Here is a 21,406-nt window from a genome sequence, read left to right as displayed (position 1 = left end):
GCCGCAGGGGTCCTACGGCGTGTACACGTACGGCGTGGTCGTGGTCAGCGGTTCGAAGCCGAGCCGTTCCAGGACGGGGCGGCTGGTGCTCATGGCGTCGACCTGGAGGTAGCGGTACCCGCGGTCGACGGCCGCACGGCCGCGGTGGGCGACCAGCGCCCGGTAGATGCCCCGGCCCCGCCAGCCCTCGACGGTGCCGCCGCCCCACAGTCCGGCGAAGCGCGTCCCCGGCACGAGTTCCATCCGGGCGGCGCTCACCGGAGTGTCACCGGCGAGGGCCACGACCGCGACCACCGTGTCGGGGTCGGCCGCGAGGTGGGCCAGCAGCTGGTGCCGGAGCCGGGAGCCGTCGGTGCCGAAGGCCTTCTCGTGCACCTCGGCGACCATGTCGACCCCCGCCCGGTCGGTCACGGGGAGGATGCGGATGCCCTGCGGCGGCTCGGCGTCCAGGTTCAGATCGGCGGCCTCGCCGATCATCAGCGTCTCCTCGGGCTGGGGCGTGAAGCCGGCGTCCCGGAGCCGCCGGCCGAGGTCCACCGGCAGGTCATGGCCGTAGAGCTTCCACTCGAACTCCCGCCCGAGCCCGGAGAAGTGCGCGATCTGCTCGGCGATCGCGGCGTCGGCGCTCGCCTCGTCCAGGCCGGACCACACGACGCCGTTCCAGCCGTGCGCGGACGACACCTGGCGCACGACCCGGCCCACCCGCTCCACGAGCGCGCCGGGGCCGTCCGGCCGCGCCCCTTCCCGCATGTCCCGGTCGAACAGGGCGAGCACCCCGGCATGATCCATGGGAGCACTCCACCACCGCGCCCGTCGCGGGGCAAGACCTTTTCGGTCCGGCCGCCCCACCCCGCCGCCGGGCGGGAGTTCGGCGAAAATGGGGTACCCAGAGGCAAGTCGCGCCACGAGGAGGGCCGTACGCCATGGTCGTGAAGGACACCGAACTGCCGTACCTGCGCCGCTGTGTCGCGCTCGCGGCCGAGGCGCTGGAGGCCGGGGACGAGCCCTTCGGTTCGGTGCTGGTGGGGGCCGACGGCATGGTGCTCGCCGAAGACCACAACCGGGTGGCCTCGGGCGACCGCACCCGCCACCCCGAGTTCGAGCTGGCCCGCTGGTCCGCCGCCTACATGTCGCCGCAGGAACGCGCCGCCGCGACCGTCTACACCTCCGGCGAGCACTGCCCGATGTGCGCGGCCGCGCACGCGTGGGTGGGCCTGGGACGCATCGTGTACGTCGCCTCCTCCGAGCAACTGGGCGGATGGCTGGCCGAGTTGGGCGTACCCGCGCCGCCGGTGCGGACGCTGGCCGTCCAGGAGGTCGCCCCGGACGTGGCCGTCGAGGGCCCGGTGCCGGAGCTGACCGAGGACATCCGGGCCCTGCACTTCCGCTTCCACCGGCGCACGGGCTGACGACTCGCCGTACAGCCCGGTTGCCGCATGGGCGCTAGCCGAGTTCCAGCGTGGTGACGCCGAAGACGCGCTCCCGGGCGTACGGCCGCACCGGGCCCGTGTACATACGGGCCGTCTCGAAGGAGGGCGTGAAGCCGGACTCCTCGGCGAGGGCGACGGCCGCCGGGTTGTTCTCGGGCACGTCGACGGCGACCTCGCGGCCGGCCACGCCGGCGGTCAGGCCCGCGAGGACGGCCCGTGCGTCCTCGGCGGTGTCCGCGAAGAGCGGGCCGATGCGGGGGCAGTCGTGGCCGGGGCGGATCACGCCGTAGCCGGTGACGCGGTCGCCGGTGCGCCGGACGACGGCGTGGTGGCCGGGGCCGTCGAGCCACCGCGCGAGGAAACGCGGGCGGTCGGCCGACGTGCAGGCGGCGTCGTACGCGGCGATGTCCTCCGCGTCTCTCGGCCGGACCGCCCGGACGTCCCCGGGCGCCTCGACGGCGGGTGCGGTGCCGGTGTACCGGAAAGTGCGGTGGGCGAGTTCGAAGCCCGAGCGGCGGTAGTTGTCCTGCTGGGCGACGACCCCGTCGAGCCCCACCGTACGGTTCCCGGCGTGCGCCAGAGCGGCCTTCCAGGTGGCGAGGCCGTGGCCGCGGCCCCGGGCGTCGGGGCGGACCAGGTACCAGCCGAGGAAGGCGAAGTCGGAGCCGTAGTTGACCACGGAGATCGCCGAGACGGGCTCGCCGTCGACCCGGCCGATGAAGAAGCCCTCGGGGTCCTGCGCGAAGAAGGCGGCGCTGTCCGCCTGGCCCGGGTTCCAGCCCTCGTCGACGGCCCAGCCGCGCACGACCGGCCAGTCGTCGATGTCGGCCTGCGTGATGACGAGGTCCTCGGGGGCCAGAGAGGCCATGGATGCGCTCCGTTCCGTTGGGGGGTGCGCACGGTGATCAACCGCGCAGGCAGCATCCTCGCCGATCGTCCGGGAGGGCGTCACGGCATGATCAAGCCGTTGAGGCCCTCCTCGGGTGACCGGCCGGACGGGTGTTCGCACGACAAAGGCCCCACCGCTCGCCTGCCCGGTGGGGCCTGCCGTACCGCTTGCGCGACGGGGTCAGCGCACCGCCTTCGGGCGGAAGCGGCGGTACAGGACGGCCCCGCCCAGGACCAGGGCCGTGGCGCCCGCGAGGGCGGGGACGGTCTGGTCCGCGCCGGTGTGGGCGAGGACGGCCTGGGGAGCGTGCGGCACGTGCGCGGGCGGGACCGGCCGTGGGTGGTGGGCCCGGGGCGTCGTGGACGGCTTGGGCTTCGGCGCCGCACGGGGCGGCTGCTTGCCGGGGCCGTTCTCCGACTCGTTGCCGATCGCCGCGTTGCCGACGCCGACCACGTTCACGCTGTTGCCGCTGACGTTCACCGGGACATGCACCGGGAGCTCCACGACATTGCCGGACCCCACGCCCGGCGAACCCTTTCCGCTTCCTTCGGCGGACGCGCCGCCGTGCGACGCGGTGGCCGGCTTGGTCCGGCCGTCCTCGTTGGTGCACTTGTTGCCCACGCTGGGGTTGAGCAGTCCCACCACGTTCACGGTGTTCCCGCACACGTTCACCGGGGCGTGCACGGGGACCTGGATGGTGTTGCCGGCCAGCAGCCCGGGCGAGTCGACCGCGGCACCGTCCGCCGCGGAATCGGCATACGCCGGCACCGTCACAGCCATCGCGCCCGAGGCGGCGAAGGCGATCACACCGTTTCGGGTAACCCGTCTCATAGGTTCCCTGCCTTCCAGACTTGGTCGCGAGCGTTCGCTCGCATCGGATAAAACGCAGGCGAACCATTCGAGTTATGGCTTATCGGCCTTTCACCCCATCGAGTGGCACGTTTGTCGAACTAGTGGCAAAAACGAACGAGAGGAACGCAAGGGGCGCACGGTACGGCAGGGCCGAGGCGGCGCGCGCTCGCCAGGAGGCGTGCCCTCCGGAGCCCGCTTATCGTGATCGAGGACGCCGTTTCCCGGTCCGCGACGGGCGTCCTGGAGGCATTCATGCTGGCCAAGCTGTCAACGCGGCCCACGCTGCGGCGCTGCGCGGTCACCGGCGCGGTAGGGCTGGCCCTGCTCGGCACGGGCCTGTCCGTGGGCAGGGGCGACCCCGAGCCCGACCTGGACCGCTTCTACGATCAGAAGATCACCTGGGCCAGATGTCCGGGCGAGGGACTGCCGAAGGATCTTCAGTGCGGCAAGGTCACCGTCCCCCTGGACTACGCGCACCCGCGTGCCGGCAGCCTCGATCTGGCGCTGGCCCGCTTCCGGGCCACCGGCGAGAAGCGCGGCTCGGTGCTGCTCAACTTCGGCGGGCCGGGCGGCCCCGGCGTCCCCGAGTTCATGGCCGGCGGCAAGGAGTTCATGGAGCTGACGGACAACTACGACGTCGTCACCTTCGATCCGCGCGGCGTCGGCAGGTCCTCCCCCGTCAGCTGCGGGGACGGCCAGGAGGACATCGCGCTGCCCGAGGACGGCACGGAACTGGACCGCGATCCGCAGTCCGTCCTCGCCGACCTGAGGAAGGCGGCACGGGCGTGCGCCCGTCACTCCGGCCCGGTGCTCCCCTTCATAGGCACGGTCAACGCCTCGCGCGACATGGACGTGATGCGCCAGGCCCTCGGCGACGACAAGCTCAACTACCTGGGTTTCTCCTACGGAACACGGCTGGGTGCGGTATACGCCGCCCAATTCCCCGACAAGGTCGGCCGGTTGGTGCTCGACGGCGTGGACACGCTGACCGAGCCGCTCACCGAGCAGGGCATCGCGAGCGCCCAGGGCCAGCAGAAGGCGCTGGACGACTTCATCACCTGGTGCGTCGAGGACATCGCCTGCCCGTTCGGCCAGGACCCGCGCGAGGCGCGCAAGCAGGTCGTACGGCTCGTCGAGTCGCTGGACGAGGATCCGCTGCCGAGCGCCTTCGGTGAGCCGTTCACCGGCCAGGACCTGGTCGGTGCCCTGGCACAGGCGCTCTACAGCGAGGAGTTGTGGCCGTCCCTGGAGCGGGCCCTGGCCTCGCTGGTGGAGGACGGCGACACTCACGCCATCGAGACCTTCGCGGGCCGGGGTGCCGCGCTCACGCGCCGGGAGGAGACCGACGACCCCGACGGCGGTCTCGTGGACGAGCAGGACGTCCCGCTCGACAACATGCCCGCGGCCCTGATGGCGATCAACTGCGCGGACGACCCCGACCGCCCCACCGGCCGGCAGATCGTCGACAACCTCGACCGGCTGCGCGCCGAGTACTACCGGGCCTCCCCCGTGTTCGGGCCGTACCGGCTCAGCGGGGTGCTGATGTGCTACGGCCGCCCCAGGGGCACGGACTTCATACGCGACGAGGTCAAGGACGTGGATACCGCGAAGATGCTCCTCGTGGGCACCCGGGGCGATCCCGCGACGCCGTACCGCTGGACCGTGGAGACGGCCCGGCGCCTCGGCCCCTCCGCCGTGATCCTCGACAACAAGGGCGGCGGCCACACCGGATACGCCTCAAACAAGTGCGTGCACAGCAAGGTCGACGCCTTCCTGCTGTACGGCACGCTGCCGCCCGACGGCAGTTCGTGCGGGACCGAGGACGACGGACGGTAGGGCGGCGCGGGGGTGCGGGGATTGCCCCTAATGCCCGATCGGTGAATCGGTCCTATCGTGCTGTTATGGAGCACGCACTCAGTCCCACGACCCTCACCGAGCTGCGGCGCCCGCGCCCCTATCCGGCCGTGTCCGTGCTGACGCCGACGCATCCCCGAGAGCCCTACCGGGCCCAGGACCAGGTCCGGCTGCGCAATGTCGTGGCCGAGGCCAAGAAGCAGCTGGAGGCCGATCCGTCGGTCACCCGCGAGCGACGGGTGGATGTCGAGCGCCAGCTCGACCAGGCCCTCGCCGAGGTCGATCTCACCTACGCCGAGGACGGTCTGGTGATCTTCGCCGCCCCCGGCGAGCACCAGGTGTGGTCGCTCGCGCGCACGGTGCCCGAGCGCGTGGTGCTCTCGGACACCTTCCTCACCCGCAACCTGGTGTCCGCGCAGGCCGCGGAACGGCCGTACTGGGTGCTGTCGGTCTCCGCCGACCGCGTCACCCTGTGGAACGGCAGCCTGGACCGCATCACCGAGGCCCGCATGGGCGGTTTCCCGATCACCCGGCGCATCGAGAACTTCGACGCCGAACGCCAGGAGCGGATCGGAGACACCCCGAGCACGTTCCGCGACGAGGGCACCCGCCACTTCCTCAAGGACGCCGACTCCGCGCTCAGCGCGATCCTGCGGCGCAATCCGCGGCCGCTGTACGTCACCGGCGAGCAGGCGGCGCTGTCCCTGCTGGACGAGATCGGCGGCGCCGGCAAGCACGGCGTGCACATCCCGCACGGCGGGCTCGCGCACGGCACCCGCGAGGCGGTGTGGCACGCGATCGAGCCGCGGATCACCGCCGAGAACCGCAGGCACGCCGAGGCGGTGGCGCGCGAGCTCGTGTCCGCCCGCGGCCGCAAGGCGTTCGCGGCCGGCGTGGACGAGGTCTGGCGCAGCGCCCGCGAGGGCCGGGTACGGCTGCTGGCCGTCGAGGAGAACTACCGCGTGACGGTGCGCGGCGAGGCCGGCGACCATCTGATCCCGGCCGCGGCCGGCGAACTCGACGCCCGCGAGGACATCGTGGACGAGATCGTCGAGCAGTGCCTGGAGACCGGCGCCGAGGTCCGTTTCGTACCGGATGGCACGCTGAACGACGCGGGCGGGATCGCGGGCGTGCTGCGGTACTGACGCCGGGACGGCGAAGGAGGCGTGCGGCGCTGCCGCCGCCTCCTCACACGCCGTCGAACAGCGCGCTCAGCCCGCGCTCCACGACCGCCTCCAGGTCCTCCTCACCGGCGCCGACGATCGCGTACGTGCGCAGCAGGAAGCGGTTCAGCGCGGCGGTGTCGAACTGGAGCAGGGCCATGCCGTGCGGTGAGTGCAGTTCCACGACGGTGCGCTCCTCGCCGCACGGCCAGATGTGCACGTCGCCGTCGCCCGCCGGCCCGCGCAGCCCCGCCTCCAGCAGACCGCGCGCGAAGGTCCAGGTGGCGCCCTGCCCGTCGAGGGAGACCGCGCCCGGGAAGTCGATGTTCACCGCCAGCGGGTCCGTGGACGCGTACCGCAGCGTCGCGGACACGGCGACTTCCCGCTCCTCGCCGGTGATCAGGCGGGCACGGGCGGGCTGCTCGAGGGCGATGTCCATGGGCGGTCTCCCCTGCGGGTCGGCGGGCGGACGGTTTTTGCCGCTGTGCTTTTACGACCCCAAAGGCGCCCGTTGCATTACACCGCAGGGCACATCAATTTTGTGAGCTGCATCACGTCCACCGAGTGCAACCAACCCTCGGACGTCGACCGTCGCCTCAGCCCTAGAACATTCGGCCGTCGAACATGCGAATGAGGGCCGTACGATCGCCTCAACCGCACATCAAATCCCGTACGCCACCTACGACTTGGACCTCCGGACGACGTACACCATTCGCACGGGTCGAGCCCTCCGAGAAGACACTGGCATATGCCGGACGCACCACCGCATCGGGTGTTGCCAAATCCCTTACAGGGCGTCGCGGGCTGTGCAACAGTCGTAACGGTCCTTCCGTCAGCCTTTGGTCGTACCGTCCCGCATCGGAGTGCGTCATGCCGCCCCATCTCTCTGCGGACCACCCCGCCGCTCAGCCGCCAGGGCGCGGCTCGGTCGACGCGCTCATATCGCAGGCGCGGCGGCTCAAGGGCGACGTCGACGCCGTACGGCGCGACACGCCGGGCGACGGTTCGGACCCGCAGGAACGATGGCAGCGGGCACTGTACGACCTCGCACTGCACCAGCTCGACGACCTCGACACGCACCTGGGGCAGCTGCGGGACGGCCCGGCCCCCGCACCCGCGCCCCCCGACCGGCCCGCGCCGGCCCCTCCCCGGCGCGGCTCACTGCTCAGCCGTGTCGGCACCGCCGAGTGGAACCTGCTGACGGATGTGGCCAGTTGGTCCGGCGAGCTCTACCAGATCCTGGGCCGCGAGCCCGGGACGGCCCCCCTCACCCTCGACGAGCTGCCGTCCCTGGTGCACGACGAGGACCGGCCCAAGCTCACCACGATGGTCACCGACTGCCTGGTCGACGCCAAGCCCATCGACGGCGAGTTCCGGATCGTCCGGCCGGACGGCGCGGTCCGCACCGTGCACATGATGGGCGAGCCCGTGCTCGACTCCGACGGCAGCACCGCCTCGATGTGGGCCGTGCTGCGGGATGTCAGCGAGCTGCGCCGATGCCGCAGCGCGGTGAGTGAGACCCGTGACTCGCTCCAGCGCCACCGGCACGAGGCCCAGACTGAGCACCGGCTTGCGGCCGAGTTGCAGGAGGCCGTGCTGCCGCCGTGGCGCGGTTCCCTGCGGCTCCCGCACCAGGGCCCCGAGACGCTCGACCTCGCCGCCCGCCATTTGCCGTCGTCGACGAGCGCTCTGATCGGCGGCGACTGGTACGACGCGCTGGAACTGGCCGACGGCCATACCCTGTTGAGCGTCGGCGACCTCACCGGCCACGGCGTCGCCGTGGCGTCCGGCATGGCGACCCTGCTGGGCGCCGTACGCGGCATGGCGATGGCCGGCACCCAGCCTGGCCAACTGATGTCGTGGCTGAACCAGTTGCTCGACGCCACCGTCCAGCCGGCCCTGGGCAGCGCGGTCTGCTGCCGCTACCGGCCCGAGACGCGCACTCTGACCTGGGCGCAGGCCGGACACCCCGCCCCGCTGCTGTTCCGCGACGGGACGGGGCGCAGGCTGAACGCGCCGGACGGGGTGCTGCTCGGCGCCACCTCGGGCGCCGTCTACGCGCAGACGGAGGAGACGCTCGAGGTGGGCGACCTCCTCGTGCTGCACACCGACGGACTGGTGCCGGGGCACAGCGCCGCGGACTCCGTGAACCTCCTCCTGGAACTGGGCCCCCGCCTCGGTGCGGCGGACACGGCACAGGACTGTGTACGGCTGGTCGTGGACGAGTTCGGTGAGAGTGAGCGCGCGGACGACGCGTGCGTGCTCGTGGCCAGGGTGATTTCCTAGGTGATTTCCTAGAACGTCCAGACGGTCACGGCCAGGGATCCGGCCGGCGGCACAGTCCCCCTATGCCTGTGCGCTGTCTCCGCCCGGCTTCCTGGGCTTGGGCAGCGCCGACCGGATCTCCTCCCGCAGTTCGTTGATCTTCGGGTAGCTGGAGTACTCGGCGGTGAGCCGGTACATCTGCCGGAGCCGGTCCCAGGTGCGGCCCGAGGAGTTCGAGCCCATCGACATCAGGGCCAGCCGTGCGTAGCGGTCGGCCTGTTCGGGGTCGTCCGCGATAAAGCAGGCGGACGCCATGGACAGATGGTCGAAGATCTTCGAGCGCTCACGGCCGTCGTTGCGCAGGGCCAGGGCCTTCTCCGCATAGTGCTGGGCGTGCGCGGCCGCGCCCGGTTCGAACTCGGCCAGCGTGCGGTAGGCCAGGGCCTGCATGCCGTACAGATCCTCGTCCTTGAAGGTCTGCATCCAGCTCGGTGGCGGCACGTCGCTCCGGTCGGAGACGAAGAGGTCCTCCGCCCGGCCGAGGGTGCGGCGCATGGCCTGGCCCTTGCCCATCGACGCCTGCGCCCAGGCCTCGATGGTGTGGAACATGGCCCGGGTGCGCGGCAGCACCTCGTCGCCGGAGCCGGACTGGGCGAGTTTCATGAGGTCGAGTGCGTCGTCGGGCCGGCCGAGGTGCACCATCTGGCGAGCCGCTCGGGAGAGCGCCTCCCCGGCGCGGGGCCGGTCGCCGCCCTCTCGGGCCGCGTGGGCGGCGATGACGAAGTACTTCTGGGCCGTGGGCTCGAGGCCGACGTCGTGCGACATCCAGCCCGCGAGGACGGCGAGGTTGGCGGCGACGCCCCACAGGCGCCGCTGCAGATGTTCGGGGTGATGGTAGGCGAGCATGCCGCCCACCTCGTTGAGCTGCCCCACGACCGCCTTTCGCTGCAGCCCGCCGCCGCGAGCCGCGTCCCAGGCCCGGAACACCTCGACCGAGCGCTCCAGCTCCTCGATCTCCTGCGATCCGATGGGGGCGGCCTCGTACCGGTCGAACCCAGCGGGGTCGGCGTGCAAGGGGTCTTCGAACTGAGGGGCGTCGGCCTTGAGGGCCGGGTCGGTGCGCAGCCAGTCGTGCATGGCGCTGCTGAGTGCGGATCCCGCGGCGAGCGCGGCACCCGCGCCCACCAAGCCGCGTCGGTTGAGCATGAGGTCCATTCCCGTGAATTCGGTGAGGACCGCAGCAGTCCGCTCGGGCGCCCACGGCACACCGTCGGGATGCTCCACACTCCCGGCGTCCTGCCGTTTCCCCGCACGCCCGTGCCGGACCAGACCGAGGTCCTCGATGGTCACGACACGGCCGAGACGCTCGGTGAACAGAGCTGCCAGCACCCGCGGCACGGGATCGCGCGGGATCTCTCCCATGTCGATCCACCGCCGCACCCGCGAGGTGTCGGTCGCCAGCTGGGGGTGGCCCATGGCCGCCGCCTGCCGGTTGACCAGCCTCGCGAGTTCGCCCTTGGACCAGCCGGCCAGGCCGAACAGGTCCGAAAGGCGGGTGTTGGGTTCTCCGCTCACGTCAAGCCCCCAGGTTCTCGGCTGAGTTGACAGTAGCCCGGTGAGAGTTGCCCCGGGACTATTCGCCAGGGTTCGCCAGGGTGCGCCAGATGGTGTGCCACTGGGCATCGGGTGTCAGGTAGGAACGCGCCACCCCGACCCGGTCGCCCTTGATACGGCTGGTGCATTCCCCAGGGTGCACCCGGGCGACCGGATCGGGCAGCGCTTGACGTCGCAGGCACACGAAGGGATCTGTCTCTCCCATGTACGCAGCATCGTCTTCCGTGTCCGCCCCGCCCCGGTCGCTGCGTGCCCGCCCGGCGGGCGGCGGCCCCTACCTCGCCCCCGCGCGACCGGCGGCCACCCCCGTGCTCGGCGCGGGCCGGCCGCTGCGCGCCCCGGGGCTCGGCACCCAACCGCTCAGCGGGAGACTCGACTTGTCCGGCCCCCAGGGCGCGCAGTTGCGTACCGCGATCGCGTCGGTGCACCGGATCTGCCCGGAGTTCGCGCCGGTGCAGGTGCTCCGCCGCAGCGGGCGGTCCGTACTGCTGGTCGGCACGACCGGGCGCAGCACGGCCGTCGCCAAGTGTTTACTGGACCACTCGCCGGCCTGGGCCGAGCGCATCAGGCACGAAATAGCGGCATACCGCTCGTTCGTCCGGCACCGCCCTCCGGTGCGCGTGCCGAGACTGATCGCGGCGGATCCGGACAACTGCACCCTCGTCATCGAGCGGATGCCGGGCCGGGTGGCGGCCCTTCAGCGGCACCCCTTGGAGGTGCCGCCCCGTGCGGACATCAGGGCGGCGCTCGGCGCGATCTGCCGGCTGAACGCGTGGCGTCCACCGGCGGGCACGTTCGACGCGCCGCTGGACTACGCCGCCCGGATCTCCCGGTACCACGAGCTGGGCCTGCTCACCGACCGGGACATGGGTGATCTGCAGAAGCTCCTGCACGGCATCGCGGCGACCGCGGGCCGGCAGGGCATGGGCCAGTTCTGCCACGGCGACGCGCTGCTGTCGAACATCCTGCTCTCACCAGCCGGTCCAGTGCTGGTGGACTGGGAGCACGCGGGCTGGTACCTGCCGGGCTACGACCTGGCGACGCTGTGGTCGGTGCTCGGGGACGCACCGGTGGCCCGGCGGCAGATCAGCCAGATCGCCCAGTCGGCTGGTCCCGCCTCGCGGGACGCGTTCCTGGTGAACCTGATGCTCGTGCTGACCCGCGAGATCCGCACCTACGAGACGGCCGTGCAGCGTTCGATGCACGACGCGACCCCGGCGGCACCGGGAGTGGCCCACCCGAGTGCTGCGCCGTCCGGCGAGGAGCAGCGGCTGCTGCTGAGGCGGCTGCACGACGACTGTCAGCTGGCCCGGCGGGCCGTGCGTGCGGCGGTCGGCACTCGCTGACGGGGACGGTGGTCCGCGGTGCGCCCTGGAGACAGTGGCGTACCGCGGGCTTTCGTGTGTCCAGGCCCCATGGACCCCCGGCATTGGGATACGCCAATGACGCCCCGCAGGCCGGCAGGCGGCCTCCACGAAACTCCCGGGAATCTCCCTTGACAAGGGAATTCTCCTGCCCCTTGGCATGATTGACGGATCGTCGGACAGCCGGTACCACAGACCCACGCCCGGCCCCGCACGGCTCATCGCGCCCGACCGTCCCAGGAGGCTGCAATGCGTGGATCCGTCACCGCCATGGCCGCTGCGACCCTGCTGATGCCGTTGCTCGGCGCGGCCCCGTCCGATGTCCGGGGCGGGGAGAGCGGCCTGCAGTCCGCCTTCGCCTCGGCCGCGGCCGAGTACCACGTGCCGCAGAGTGTCCTGCTCGGTGTCTCCTACCTCCAGTCCCGGTGGGACGGGCACGGCGGGGCGCCCAGTGTGAGCGGCGGCTACGGCCCGATGCACCTGACGGACGCCCGCACGGCGCTCGCCGGGGCCGTCCCGCATCACAGCGACGGCCTGGAGGACCCGCGTGGCGACAGCGCCCGCGCCCCCCTGCGCCCCAAGGCGACGCCGCCGAAGAACGACCAGCTCCCGGCCCGCCTCCGGACCCTGCCCAGGGCGGCCGAACTGACCGGTCTGAGTCCGCGGGAGCTGCGTACGGACCCGACCGCCAACGTGGCCGGCGGCGCCGCGCTGCTCGCCGCCGCGCAGAAGGAGCTGGGCCAGCCGCTGAGCTCCGACCCCGCGGACTGGTACGGCGCGGTGGCCCGGTTCTCGGGCGCCGACGACACGGCCACGGCCGCGGCCTACGCGGACGACGTCTTCGCCGTGCTGCGCACCGGCCAGGAACGCCAGACGGACTCGGGCCAGCCGGTGGCGCTGGCCGCCCAGCCGGGCCTGACCCCCGACACGCGGCAGTTGCGCAGGGCGGGGCTGCGCACCCTCGACGCGGCAGAGACCGAGTGCCCGAGGAAGGTGTCGTGCGAGTGGATCCCCGCGCCCTACAAGGAGTTCGGGGACAGCGACTACGGCAATCACGACCTGGGTGACCGTCCGGCCGCGCTGGACATCGACTACATCGTCATCCATGACACGGAGGGCGCCTGGGACGGCGTCCTCACCATGGTGCAGGACCCGACCTATGTGTCGTGGCAATACACCCTGCGCTCCACGGACGGCCACATCGCCCAGCACGTGAAGGCCAAGGACGTGGCGTGGCACGCCGGGAACTGGTACGTCAACGCCAAGTCGATCGGCCTGGAGCACGAGGGGTTCCTGGCGCGGCCGGACGCCTGGTACACGGAGGCGATGTACCGGTCCTCGGCACGGCTGGTGGCGTATCTCGCGAAGAAGTACGACATCCCGCTGGACCGGCAGCACATCCTGGGCCATGACACCGTGCCGGGCCCGACCACGCCGACGATCGGCGGGATGCACACCGACCCGGGCCCGTACTGGGACTGGCGGCACTACTTCGAGCTGCTCGGCCACCCCTTGCGGCCGACGGCGGGCCCGCACGGCGGCATGGTGACGATCCGCCCCGACTACGCGGCCAACCGGCCGGAGTACACGGGCTGCGCCTCCGCGGGCGGACCCTGCGCCGAGCACGGTTCGAGTGCGGTACGGCTGCACTCCGGGCCGGGTGAGTCGTATCCGCTGATCAAGGACATCGGGCTCGGCACGACTCCGTCCAAGGGCGTGAACGACATCTCCTCGCGGGTCTCGACCGGGCAGCAGTACGCGGTCGCGGGGAGGGACGGCGACTGGACGGCGATCTGGTACCTGGGCCAGAAGGCGTGGTTCAAGAACCCCGCCGACCGCCCGGCCGCCGTGCACGCCGCGGGTGAGGTGGTGACCCCGAAGGACGGCGTGGAGAGCGTCCCGGTGTACGGGCGCGCCTACCCCGAGGCCTCCGCCTATCCGGCGGACGTGCCCGTCCAGGCCGTGTCGGCGCTGCCGTACACCCTGCCCGCCGGCCAGCGGTATGTGGTCGGCGAGAAGGTACCGGGTGAGTACTACTACGCGGTGACCTTCGACGAGGCCTCACACAAGGTCGTGACCGGCAAGGATCTCTACTACGAGATCCAGTTCGGCCACCGGGTGGGGTTCGTGCGGGCGGAGGATGTGCGGGTGATCCCCTCGGGGTCCTAGCCCTGCTGGAAGAGCTCCGCCGGCAGTGGCTTCAGGAGGGCGTACAGATCGTCGGTGATGGGGCGGTCCCAGGCGGCGATGGTGACCAGGACGTTGTCGCTGCGGTCGAACTGCACGCAGGAGATCCGGCTCTCGGAGAGCTTCAGGCGGCGCACGATCAGGAGGTTGTCGCCCTGCATCACGGGCACGTCCTCGCTGCCGACGACGGTGACCTCCTCGTCGTTCTCCAGGGCCACCAGCAGCTGTGCGACCTCGAAGGGGATCTCGCCCTCCTCCACCTCGCGGGCCGGGGAGCCCTCGGGCAGATTGCCGATGATCATGGCCGGGCCGCGGCCGCCGAAGAGGTCGTAGCGCAGGAAGACGCCCTGGCAGCTGCCGTCGGGGGCGGGCAGCAGCCCGGCACCCAGATTGCCGGGCCAGTCACCCGGGTCCATGGCCAGTACGTCGAAGTCGGGCCCGGCGGGCGTGGCGCTGCGGCGGCGGAGGAACGACATGTCGCCATGGTACGTGGCCGGGCCTGTTCCGTGACGCGAGGGCAGGCGTTGGACCACTGCTTCCCGGCTCGTCGGCGGGGCTTGCCGGGGGCCGGGACGGCTCACGGGGCGCCGCTGAAAACACGTCGCCCCCGGGCCGCCGGAGTCCTACGGTTCCGATCATGCTGCCAAGGGTGGAAACCGACGAGGAATGGGACGCGGTCGTCCCCGACGAGACCGTCATGCGGCCAGGGGCGGAGGACCTGTGTTCCCGGCTGGGGCTGGCGGGCCTGCCGCTGACCCGCTTCCCGGACGGGTCACAGCCGGTCTACGCCGTGGGCGGCGAGCACGTCCTGAAGCTGTTCCCCGCGGCCGCCGCCGAGGACGGCGAGGCCGAGGGCCGCGTCCTGTCCCACCTCCAGGGGCGGCTGCCGGTACCGACGCCGCGTGTCCATGACGCCGGCGCCTACGAGAACGGCTGGCGGTACGTCCTGATGTCCCGGCTGGGCGGCGAGAACCTGGCGGGCGCTTGGGAGCGCATTCCGCGGGCCGACCGCGAGCGGATCGTCGCCGAGATCGGCGAGGCCCTGGCCGTGCTCCACGCCGTCGATCCGACGCCGCTCGCGGACGTCCTCGGGCCCGGGGACTGGGGCGCGTTCGTGGACCGGCAGAGCGCCGGTGCGGTGGAGCGGCAGCGCGGGCACGAGCTGCCGGCCGCCTGGCTGGAGCAGATCCCCGGGTTCCTTGCCTCGGTCCCGCTGCCGCGCGCCCCACGCCTCTCGCTGCTGCACACCGAGGTCATGCAGCAGCACTTCCTCGTCGATCCCGACGGCTGGCGGCTGACCGGGCTCTTCGACTTCGAGCCGGCCATGATCGGCGACCGCGCCTACGACTTCGTCGGCGTGGGTGTCTTCGTCACGCGCGGCGATCCGCAGCTCATGGCGCGCCTGGTCAAGTCGTACGGCACGCCCCTCGACCCGGCCGAACTGCTCGCGTACACGCTGCTGCACGTGTACAGCAATCTCCCCTGGTACCTACGGGAGTCGGGCGCTCCGGCGGACGGCCGGCTGCGGTCCCTGGCCGAGTCCTGGTTCGGGACCGCTTGACCCGCGTACGCCGTCAGGTCAGGTCGAACTCGCCCTCCCTGGCTCCCGACACGAACGCACCCCATTCGGCGGGTGTGAAGATCAGAGTGGGGCTCTTTGGGCGGCCGCTGTTACGCATCGCGATGAACCCCTCGACAAAGGCGATCTGGACATCGCCCAGGCCGCGGCTGCTCGAGTGCCAATCGGCGTTGCTGAGGTCCAGCTCCGGCTTGTCCCAGCCCGCGAGCGGCTGCTGCTGGATGGTGCTCTCGGCCACGTCCGTGCTCCTCCCGATTCGTAGTCCGCGGCCAGCCTAGCGATCGGTCCCGGGTGCCAACAGGCCACGTGAGGGGGACCTTTCAGGTGGTCGGAGGTTCCGCTCCGACGAGCCACATCGAGAAGAACTGCGATCCGCCGCCGTAGGCGTGTCCGAGGGCCCTCCTGGCCCCGTCCACCTGGTGTTCCCCGGCCTGTCCGCGCACCTGGAGTGCCGCTTCGGCGAAGCGGATCATGCCGGAGGCGCCGATGGGGTTGGTGGACAGAACGCCGCCCGACATGTTGACGGGCAGGTCGCCGTCGAGCTCGGTCACCCCGGACTCGGTGAGTTTCCAGCCCTCGCCCTCGGCGGCGAATCCGAGGTTCTCCAGCCACATGGGCTCGTACCAGGAGAACGGCACGTACATCTCGACGGCGTCGATGTCCCGGCGTGGATCGGCGATGCCCGCCTGCCGGTACACGTCGGCCGCGCAGTCCTTGCCGGCCTGCGGCGACACGAAGTCCTTGCCGGCGAACATGGTGGGCTCGCTGCGCATGGCGCCGCCGAGCATCCAGGCCGGCGGGCGGGGCGCGCGGGCCGCTCCGGCCCGGTCGGTGAGGATCATCGCGCAGGCGCCGTCGGAGGAGGGGCAGGTCTCCGAGTAGCGGATCGGGTCCCACAGCATGGGCGAGGCCTGGACCTTCTCCAGGGTGATGTCGTGCTCGTGGAGGTGGGCGTAGGGGTTCTTCAGCGCGTTGCGGCGGTCCTTGTACGCGACCAGCGAGCCGACCGTGTCGGGCGCGCCGCTGCGCCGCATGTACGCGCGCACGTGCGGGGCGAAGAAGCCGCCCGCCCCGGCGAGCAGCGGCTGCTGGAACGGGATCGGCAGGGACAGTCCCCACATCGCGTTGGACTCGGACTGCTTTTCGAAGGCGAGCGTCAGCACGGTGCCGTGCACGCGGGCCGCGACCAGGTTGGCGGCCACGAGGGCGGTGGATCCGCCGACCGAGCCGGCCGTGTGCACCCGGAGCATGGGCTTGCCCACCGCGCCGAGCGCGTCGGCGAGGTACAGCTCCGGCATCATGACGCCCTCGAAGAAGTCGGGTGCCTTGCCGATGACCACGGCGTCGATGTCCGCCCAGGTCAGCTCGGCGTCGTCGAGCGCGCTGCGGGCGGCCTCCCGGACGAGTCCGGCGATCGACACGTCCCGGCGCGCGGCGACGTGCTTGGTCTGGCCGATGCCTGTGACGGCCACGGGCTCCTTGCTCATCGCGGATCCCCTTCGAGTACGGCGACCAGGTTCTGTTGCAGGCACGGGCCCGACGTGGCGTGCGCGAGGGCCCGGTCGGACTCGCCCCGGTGGACCCGGGCGGCCGCCTCGCCGATGCGGATGAGCCCGGCGGCCATGACGGGGTTGGCGGCGAGCGCCCCGCCGGACGGGTTGACGCGCACGCGGTCGTCCAGCTTGAGGGCCTTGCGCAGGACGATCTCCTGCGAGGTGAAGGGCGCGTGCAGCTCCGCGGTGTCGACGGGCCGCTCGAACGCGCCGGCCTGCTCGGCGGCGAGGCGGGTCGACGGCGAGTCGGTCAGGTCCCGCACCCCCAGGCCATGGGCCTCGATGCGGTGGTCGAGGCCGCGGATCCAGGCGGGGCGCTCGCACAGCTCCCTGGCCCGCTCCCCCGCCGCGAGGACGACCGCGGCGGCCCCGTCGCCGATGGGCGGGCAGTCGCCGGTACGGAGCGGTCGTACGGCGTAGTCACCGTGCGGCACCGAACCGCGCAGCTGGGCGTGGGAGTTGGCGGTGGCGTCCGCCCGGCTGCGGGCGGCGACGGCGGCGAGCGCGGGTTCGTCCGTGTCGCCGGCGTCGATGAGGGCCTGCGCCTGGAGGGCGGCCAGGGCTACGGAGTCGGGCCAGAGGGGGGCGACGTAGTAGGGGTCGAGCTGCCGGGTGAGGACGTCGCGCAGGGGGCCGGGCGACGACTTGCCGTAGGAGTAGACGAGGGCGGTGTCGGCGTCCCCGGTCAGGAGCTTGGTCCACGCCTCGTACAGCGCCCAGGCGCCGTCCATCTCGACGTGCGACTCGGAGATCGGCGGCCACGCGCCGACGCCGTCGAGGGCGAGCGTGAAGGAGAAGGCGCGGCCGGCGAGGTAGTCGCTGGAGCCGGAGCAGGTGAAGCCGATGTCGGCGGTCTTCAGACCGGTCTGCGCGAGCACCTCGTGCAGTACCGGCATGAGCATCTCCACCTCGGAGAGCTCCGCGCTGGTGCGCCGGTGGTCGGTCTGTGCGAAGGCGACGACGGCGATCTCGCGGTTCACAGCAGCTCCTTGTAGGTGTCGTAGTCCGCGTCGGGTTCGCCCGTGGGCCGGTAGTGGTCGGGGTAGCGGGCGCCTTCCGTCCAGACCGGTTCGACGCGCAGACCCATGCGCACCTGGTCGTACGGGATGCCGCCGATCCGGCCGTGCAGGGCGAGGTCGGCGCCGTCGAGGGCGATGTGGGCGTAGACGTACGGCACCTCGATGTCGAGGTTCTTCGCCTTGATGTTGACGATGCAGAAGGTGGTGACTGTGCCGCCGGGACCCACTTCGACCTGTTCCGATGTGGCGAGGCCACATGTGGGGCAGGCACCCCTCGGCGGGACGTACACCTTTCGGCAGGACGGGCAGCGTTCGCCGACGTTGCGCCGCTCGGCGAGCGCGTTGATGTAGGCGGTCTGGGCGCGGCCGGGCGAGTAGGTGTAGTCGAGGCGGGCGGCGGCGACGATGCCGGTGACCGCGTCCTCGAACTCGCCGGTGTGCGCTACGCGTTCGTACGTGCCGCCGTCGTCCGGGGCGTCCTCGTAGGGTTCGAAGCAGGCGATGTCGGTGATGGCGCCAGTGCGTTCCCCGGCCCAGCGTACGCGGACCCGCATGCCGGTGTGGACGGCGTCGGGGCCGGGGGCGTCGAGGGCGTGCAGGAGGGCGGTGTCGGCGCCGTCGAGGCGGACCAGGACCCAGGCGAAGGGGGTGTCCAGGGGCTGGTCGCGGCGGGGGGCGTGGTTCCAGGCCCAGGTGGTGACCGTGCCCGTGGGGGCGACCTCGACCAGGTCGCGGATCTCCTCGGCGGTGACGGGGTCGTACTCGACGGGTGGGACGAGCGTACGGCCGTCGCCGGTGCGCACCCCCAGCACGACGCGTTCGCGCAGTCCGGTGAGGAAGGCGCTCTGGACGGGGCCGACGGAGCGGGTGAAGGGGAACTCGACGACCAGGGGGGCTTTGAGAACGTCCGGCACGGTGGCTCCCTCGTTAGGCGCGCTTGTAGACGGGTGACCGCTTCTCCGCGAAGGCGCGGGCGCCTTCCTTGGCGTCGGCCGTGTCGAAGACGGGCCAGCCTCGCTTGAGTTCGGCGGCGAGGCCGTCCGTCTCGGTCAGTTCGGCGGTGTCGTAGACCGACGCCTTGACGGCCTCGACGGCCAGCGGCCCGCAGGCGTTGATCTGTTCGGCGATCTCCAGGGCCTTGTCCAGTGCCGTGCCGTCGGGCACGACATGCCCGATCAGGCCGATTCCGGCGGCCTCGCGGGCGCTGTACGGGCGGCCGGTGAGCAGCATCTCCAGGGCGTGCGTGCGCGGGATCTGCCGTTGCAGGCGGACCGTGGAGCCGCCGATCGGGAACAGGCCGCGCTTGACTTCGAAGAGCCCGAAGGTGGCCGACTCACCCGCGACACGGATGTCGGTGCCCTGGAGCATCTCGGTGCCGCCCGCGACGCAGTACCCCTCGACGGCGGCGATCACCGGCTTGCGCGGGCGGTGGTGGCGCAGCATCGCCTTCCAGTGCAGATCGGGGTCGGCCTTGAGCCGGTCGCGATACTGCTCCCCCACCATGCCCTGGCCGGCCAGGGCCTTGAGGTCCATGCCCGCGCAGAACGAGCCGCCCGCACCCGTGAAGACGATCGAGCGGACGGTGTCGTCGGCGTCCGCCTCCAGCCAGCCGTCGTACAGGCCGACGAGCATGGGCAACGAGAGCGCGTTCTTGGCCTCCGGCCTGTTGAGCGTGAGCACCAGTGTGGCGCCTACGCGCCGCACGGTGAGGTGTTCCGTCCCACTCATGGCCCTCTCCCCTCTGAAAGAACGAGAACAGGTTGCAGGAGGCGCGGAGGCACTTCAAGGGTTTTCTGACAGGTAGTCAGATTTCTTGTGCGCGGACCCTTCACAGTTGTGCCGCCCTTTGCTCTGATGACCGGCAGCCGGTGGAGTGCGAGGGCGGGAGGAACGGTGGAGTACAACCTTGCCGACCTGTTCGAGTCGGTCGTCGACGCGGTCCCCGACCGTGAGGCACTGGTGTACATCGACCATCCGGGCACGGGTGCGCGGCGCCGTCTGACGTACGCCGAACTGGACGCGGCCGCCAACCGGATCGGCCACCATCTGCTCGACAGCGGGATACGCCCCGGCGAGCACCTCGGGCTGCATCTCTACAACGGCGTCGAGTACCTGCAGACGGTGCTCGGCTGCCTGAAAGCCCGGATCGTCCCGGTGAATGTCAACTACCGGTACGTGGAAGAGGAGTTGGTGTACCTGTACCGGGACGCCGACCTGGTGGCCCTGGTCTTCGAGGCGGAGTTCACCGACCGGGTGGCGGCTTCGCTGCCGCAGGTCGAGGGGCTACGGCATCTGGTGCGGGTGGGCGCCGTCGCGCCGGGTGCGGCCGCCGCACCGGTCGTGCCCGCCGTGTCCTTCGCGGACGCCGAGGCGGCCGGGTCGCCCGAGCGGGGGTTCCCGGCACGGTCGGGTGACGACCAGTTCATCATCTACACCGGCGGCACCACCGGGATGCCGAAGGGTGTGATGTGGCGCCAGGAGGACCTGTTCTTCTCGGGGCTGGGCGGTGGCGCGCCGACCGGCGAGCCCGTGCAGAAGCCGGAGGAACTCGCCGAGCGGGTGGCGGCGGGCGGCGACGGGATCACCTTCTTCCCCACCGCTCCCCTGATGCACGGCACCTCCACCCTGACCGCCTTCATCGGCTTCAACTTCGGCCAGCGCATCGTGATCCACCGCAAGTTCGCGCCCGAGGAAGTCCTGCGGACCATCGAGAAGGAGAAGGTCACCAGCGTTTCACTGGTGGGCGACGCGATGCTCCGGCCCCTGGTCGACGCGTTGAGCGGCCCGCTGAAGGGCACGGACTGCTCGTCGATGTTCAGCGTGTCGTCGTCCGGGGCGATCATGTCGGACACGGTCCGCCGGCAGTTCCAGGAGCTCGTCCCGAACGTGATGCTGCTCAACAACTTCGGGTCCTCGGAGTCCGGCTTCAACGGTACGGCGACCGAGGACTCCGGGCCGGAGCGCGGTTTCCGCATCCGCGTCAACTCCCGTACGCAGGTCGTCGATCCGGCCACTCACGAGCCGGTCGCCGCGGGCGAGGTGGGCCGGGTGGCCCAGTGCGGCCATGTGCCGCTCGGCTACTACAACGACCCGGCGAAGACCGCCGAGACCTTCTTCGAGAAGGACGGCGAGCGGTGGGTGCTGCTCGGCGACATGGCCACGGTCGACGCGGAGGGCGTCGTCACCGTGCTGGGGCGCGGCTCGCAGTGCATCAACACCGGGGGCGAGAAGGTGTACCCGGAGGAGGTCGAGCAGGCCCTCAAGTCCCACCCCGATGTGTACGACGCCCTCGTGGCCGGGGTGCCGGACCCGAAGTGGGGACATCACGTGGCGGCGGTGGTGCAGTTGCGCGCGGGGGCGGTGCTGCCGTCCCTGGAGGACATCCAGACGCACTGCCGTTCGCATCTCGCGGGCTACAAGATCCCGCGCCAGCTGGTGATCACGGACTCGATCCGGCGCTCGCCCAGCGGCAAGGCGGACTACCGGTGGGCACGGGAGGTCGCGGCGGCCTCCGACGCGTGAACCCCGGACAGGTCTGGTTGAACACGAGGTGACGTGCGGACGTACTGATGGGGGCAGGCTCGCCCTTCGGGCGCTGTTTGCCATGCCATCGCACGACCGCACGGAAGGACCGCCG

At 71.6% G+C, this 21,406-nt stretch carries 19 protein-coding genes; 8 read left to right on the top strand and 11 right to left on the bottom strand.

Annotated elements, in window-relative coordinates:
* Positions 1 to 12: 12 nt before the first annotated feature.
* A complete protein-coding gene (locus tag ACIRD7_RS15455; RefSeq protein ID WP_403453330.1) occupies positions 13 to 789 on the bottom strand; it encodes a GNAT family N-acetyltransferase in 777 nt (258 codons plus the stop codon).
* A gap of 134 nt (positions 790 to 923) precedes the next feature.
* On the opposite strand from ACIRD7_RS15455, the gene ACIRD7_RS15450 reads away from it, so the two are divergent.
* Positions 924 to 1,409: a nucleoside deaminase gene (locus ACIRD7_RS15450; RefSeq protein ID WP_403453329.1), complete on the top strand. Its 486-nt coding sequence runs from the start codon at positions 924 to 926 to the stop codon at positions 1,407 to 1,409.
* Positions 1,410 to 1,443: 34 nt separating this feature from the next.
* On the opposite strand, the gene ACIRD7_RS15445 is transcribed toward ACIRD7_RS15450, so the two are convergent.
* Entirely contained in the window at positions 1,444 to 2,298 is an 855-nt protein-coding gene (locus ACIRD7_RS15445; protein ID WP_403453328.1) for a GNAT family N-acetyltransferase, read from the bottom strand.
* Positions 2,299 to 2,499: 201 nt separating this feature from the next.
* Positions 2,500 to 3,150: a chaplin gene (locus tag ACIRD7_RS15440; protein ID WP_403453327.1), complete on the bottom strand. Its 651-nt coding sequence runs from the start codon at positions 3,148 to 3,150 to the stop codon at positions 2,500 to 2,502.
* Between the two features lie 273 nt (positions 3,151 to 3,423).
* Between ACIRD7_RS15440 and ACIRD7_RS15435 the strand changes: the two genes are divergently transcribed.
* Both ACIRD7_RS15435 and ACIRD7_RS15430 read left to right on the top strand, forming a co-directional pair.
* The gene (locus tag ACIRD7_RS15435; protein ID WP_403453848.1) at positions 3,424 to 5,007 is read left to right on the top strand and encodes an alpha/beta fold hydrolase; all 1,584 of its coding nucleotides are present in this window, start codon (positions 3,424 to 3,426) and stop codon (positions 5,005 to 5,007) included.
* Positions 5,008 to 5,072: 65 nt separating this feature from the next.
* Positions 5,073 to 6,170 (top strand): chemotaxis protein, encoded by a 1,098-nt coding sequence (locus tag ACIRD7_RS15430; protein ID WP_403453326.1) that lies wholly within the window; start codon positions 5,073 to 5,075, stop codon positions 6,168 to 6,170.
* Between the two features lie 43 nt (positions 6,171 to 6,213).
* Here the strand turns inward: ACIRD7_RS15430 and ACIRD7_RS15425 are convergent, their stop codons facing one another.
* Positions 6,214 to 6,627 carry an SsgA family sporulation/cell division regulator gene (locus tag ACIRD7_RS15425; protein WP_403453325.1) on the bottom strand — a complete coding sequence of 138 codons (414 nt, stop codon included), beginning with the start codon at positions 6,625 to 6,627 and terminating at the stop codon, positions 6,214 to 6,216.
* Between the two features lie 431 nt (positions 6,628 to 7,058).
* On the opposite strand from ACIRD7_RS15425, the gene ACIRD7_RS15420 reads away from it, so the two are divergent.
* A complete protein-coding gene (locus ACIRD7_RS15420) occupies positions 7,059 to 8,474 on the top strand; it encodes a PP2C family protein-serine/threonine phosphatase (protein ID WP_403453324.1) in 1,416 nt (471 codons plus the stop codon).
* A 60-nt stretch (positions 8,475 to 8,534) separates the two neighbouring features.
* Here ACIRD7_RS15420 and ACIRD7_RS15415 read toward each other — a convergent pair whose 3' ends face one another.
* The gene (locus ACIRD7_RS15415) at positions 8,535 to 10,028 is read right to left on the bottom strand and encodes a hypothetical protein (RefSeq protein ID WP_403453323.1); all 1,494 of its coding nucleotides are present in this window, start codon (positions 10,026 to 10,028) and stop codon (positions 8,535 to 8,537) included.
* Positions 10,029 to 10,270: 242 nt separating this feature from the next.
* Here ACIRD7_RS15415 and ACIRD7_RS15410 point away from each other — a divergent pair, with 242 nt between their 5' ends.
* Entirely contained in the window at positions 10,271 to 11,413 is a 1,143-nt protein-coding gene (locus ACIRD7_RS15410) for an aminoglycoside phosphotransferase family protein (RefSeq protein ID WP_403453322.1), read from the top strand.
* Between the two features lie 267 nt (positions 11,414 to 11,680).
* The gene (locus ACIRD7_RS15405) at positions 11,681 to 13,600 is read left to right on the top strand and encodes an N-acetylmuramoyl-L-alanine amidase (RefSeq protein ID WP_403453321.1); all 1,920 of its coding nucleotides are present in this window, start codon (positions 11,681 to 11,683) and stop codon (positions 13,598 to 13,600) included.
* Here the strand turns inward: ACIRD7_RS15405 and ACIRD7_RS15400 are convergent.
* A complete protein-coding gene (locus tag ACIRD7_RS15400; protein ID WP_403453320.1) occupies positions 13,597 to 14,094 on the bottom strand; it encodes a hypothetical protein in 498 nt (165 codons plus the stop codon). The two genes, ACIRD7_RS15405 and ACIRD7_RS15400, sit on opposite strands and share 4 nt — an antisense overlap.
* 161 nt (positions 14,095 to 14,255) lie before the next feature.
* Here ACIRD7_RS15400 and ACIRD7_RS15395 point away from each other — a divergent pair, with 161 nt between their 5' ends.
* Entirely contained in the window at positions 14,256 to 15,179 is a 924-nt protein-coding gene (locus tag ACIRD7_RS15395; RefSeq protein ID WP_403453319.1) for a phosphotransferase family protein, read from the top strand.
* Positions 15,180 to 15,192: 13 nt separating this feature from the next.
* On the opposite strand, the gene ACIRD7_RS15390 is transcribed toward ACIRD7_RS15395, so the two are convergent.
* From ACIRD7_RS15390 to ACIRD7_RS15370, 5 genes are all read right to left on the bottom strand, one after another.
* Positions 15,193 to 15,435 (bottom strand): DUF397 domain-containing protein, encoded by a 243-nt coding sequence (locus ACIRD7_RS15390; RefSeq protein ID WP_403453318.1) that lies wholly within the window; start codon positions 15,433 to 15,435, stop codon positions 15,193 to 15,195.
* A gap of 82 nt (positions 15,436 to 15,517) precedes the next feature.
* Positions 15,518 to 16,684, bottom strand: a complete 1,167-nt coding sequence (locus ACIRD7_RS15385; protein WP_403453317.1) for a thiolase domain-containing protein — start codon at positions 16,682 to 16,684, stop codon at positions 15,518 to 15,520.
* Positions 16,681 to 17,730, bottom strand: coding sequence for a thiolase domain-containing protein (locus tag ACIRD7_RS15380; protein ID WP_403453316.1), 1,050 nt, complete (start codon positions 17,728 to 17,730; stop codon positions 16,681 to 16,683). Before ACIRD7_RS15380 ends, ACIRD7_RS15385 begins: the two co-directional genes overlap by 4 nt.
* Complete coding sequence (locus ACIRD7_RS15375; RefSeq protein WP_403453315.1) at positions 17,727 to 18,683, bottom strand: Zn-ribbon domain-containing OB-fold protein; 957 nt, start codon at positions 18,681 to 18,683, stop codon at positions 17,727 to 17,729. The genes ACIRD7_RS15380 and ACIRD7_RS15375 overlap by 4 nt, the downstream gene beginning before the upstream one ends.
* Before the next feature lie 13 nt (positions 18,684 to 18,696).
* A complete protein-coding gene (locus ACIRD7_RS15370) occupies positions 18,697 to 19,497 on the bottom strand; it encodes a crotonase/enoyl-CoA hydratase family protein (protein ID WP_403453314.1) in 801 nt (266 codons plus the stop codon).
* 165 nt (positions 19,498 to 19,662) lie between these two features.
* On the opposite strand from ACIRD7_RS15370, the gene ACIRD7_RS15365 reads away from it, so the two are divergent.
* Positions 19,663 to 21,291, top strand: coding sequence for an acyl-CoA synthetase (locus tag ACIRD7_RS15365; RefSeq protein ID WP_403453313.1), 1,629 nt, complete (start codon positions 19,663 to 19,665; stop codon positions 21,289 to 21,291).
* Positions 21,292 to 21,406 lie beyond the last annotated feature (115 nt).

The sequence above is a fragment of the Streptomyces sp. NPDC093568 genome, assembly GCF_044764945.1.
GTDB lineage: Bacteria > Actinomycetota > Actinomycetes > Streptomycetales > Streptomycetaceae > Streptomyces.
Note: the sequence above shows the minus strand (reverse complement) of the source record. Positions and strands in the feature narration are given on the sequence as shown.

Coding starts and splice junctions, on each gene's coding strand:
- ACIRD7_RS15455 (WP_403453330.1), bottom strand. CDS start 789: ATGGATCATGCCGGGGTGCTCGCCCTGTTCGACCGGGACATGCGGGAA.
- ACIRD7_RS15450 (WP_403453329.1), top strand. CDS start 924: ATGGTCGTGAAGGACACCGAACTGCCGTACCTGCGCCGCTGTGTCGCG.
- ACIRD7_RS15445 (WP_403453328.1), bottom strand. CDS start 2,298: ATGGCCTCTCTGGCCCCCGAGGACCTCGTCATCACGCAGGCCGACATC.
- ACIRD7_RS15440 (WP_403453327.1), bottom strand. CDS start 3,150: ATGAGACGGGTTACCCGAAACGGTGTGATCGCCTTCGCCGCCTCGGGC.
- ACIRD7_RS15435 (WP_403453848.1), top strand. CDS start 3,424: ATGCTGGCCAAGCTGTCAACGCGGCCCACGCTGCGGCGCTGCGCGGTC.
- ACIRD7_RS15430 (WP_403453326.1), top strand. CDS start 5,073: ATGGAGCACGCACTCAGTCCCACGACCCTCACCGAGCTGCGGCGCCCG.
- ACIRD7_RS15425 (WP_403453325.1), bottom strand. CDS start 6,627: ATGGACATCGCCCTCGAGCAGCCCGCCCGTGCCCGCCTGATCACCGGC.
- ACIRD7_RS15420 (WP_403453324.1), top strand. CDS start 7,059: ATGCCGCCCCATCTCTCTGCGGACCACCCCGCCGCTCAGCCGCCAGGG.
- ACIRD7_RS15410 (WP_403453322.1), top strand. CDS start 10,271: ATGTACGCAGCATCGTCTTCCGTGTCCGCCCCGCCCCGGTCGCTGCGT.
- ACIRD7_RS15405 (WP_403453321.1), top strand. CDS start 11,681: ATGCGTGGATCCGTCACCGCCATGGCCGCTGCGACCCTGCTGATGCCG.
- ACIRD7_RS15400 (WP_403453320.1), bottom strand. CDS start 14,094: ATGTCGTTCCTCCGCCGCCGCAGCGCCACGCCCGCCGGGCCCGACTTC.
- ACIRD7_RS15395 (WP_403453319.1), top strand. CDS start 14,256: ATGCTGCCAAGGGTGGAAACCGACGAGGAATGGGACGCGGTCGTCCCC.
- ACIRD7_RS15385 (WP_403453317.1), bottom strand. CDS start 16,684: ATGAGCAAGGAGCCCGTGGCCGTCACAGGCATCGGCCAGACCAAGCAC.
- ACIRD7_RS15370 (WP_403453314.1), bottom strand. CDS start 19,497: ATGAGTGGGACGGAACACCTCACCGTGCGGCGCGTAGGCGCCACACTG.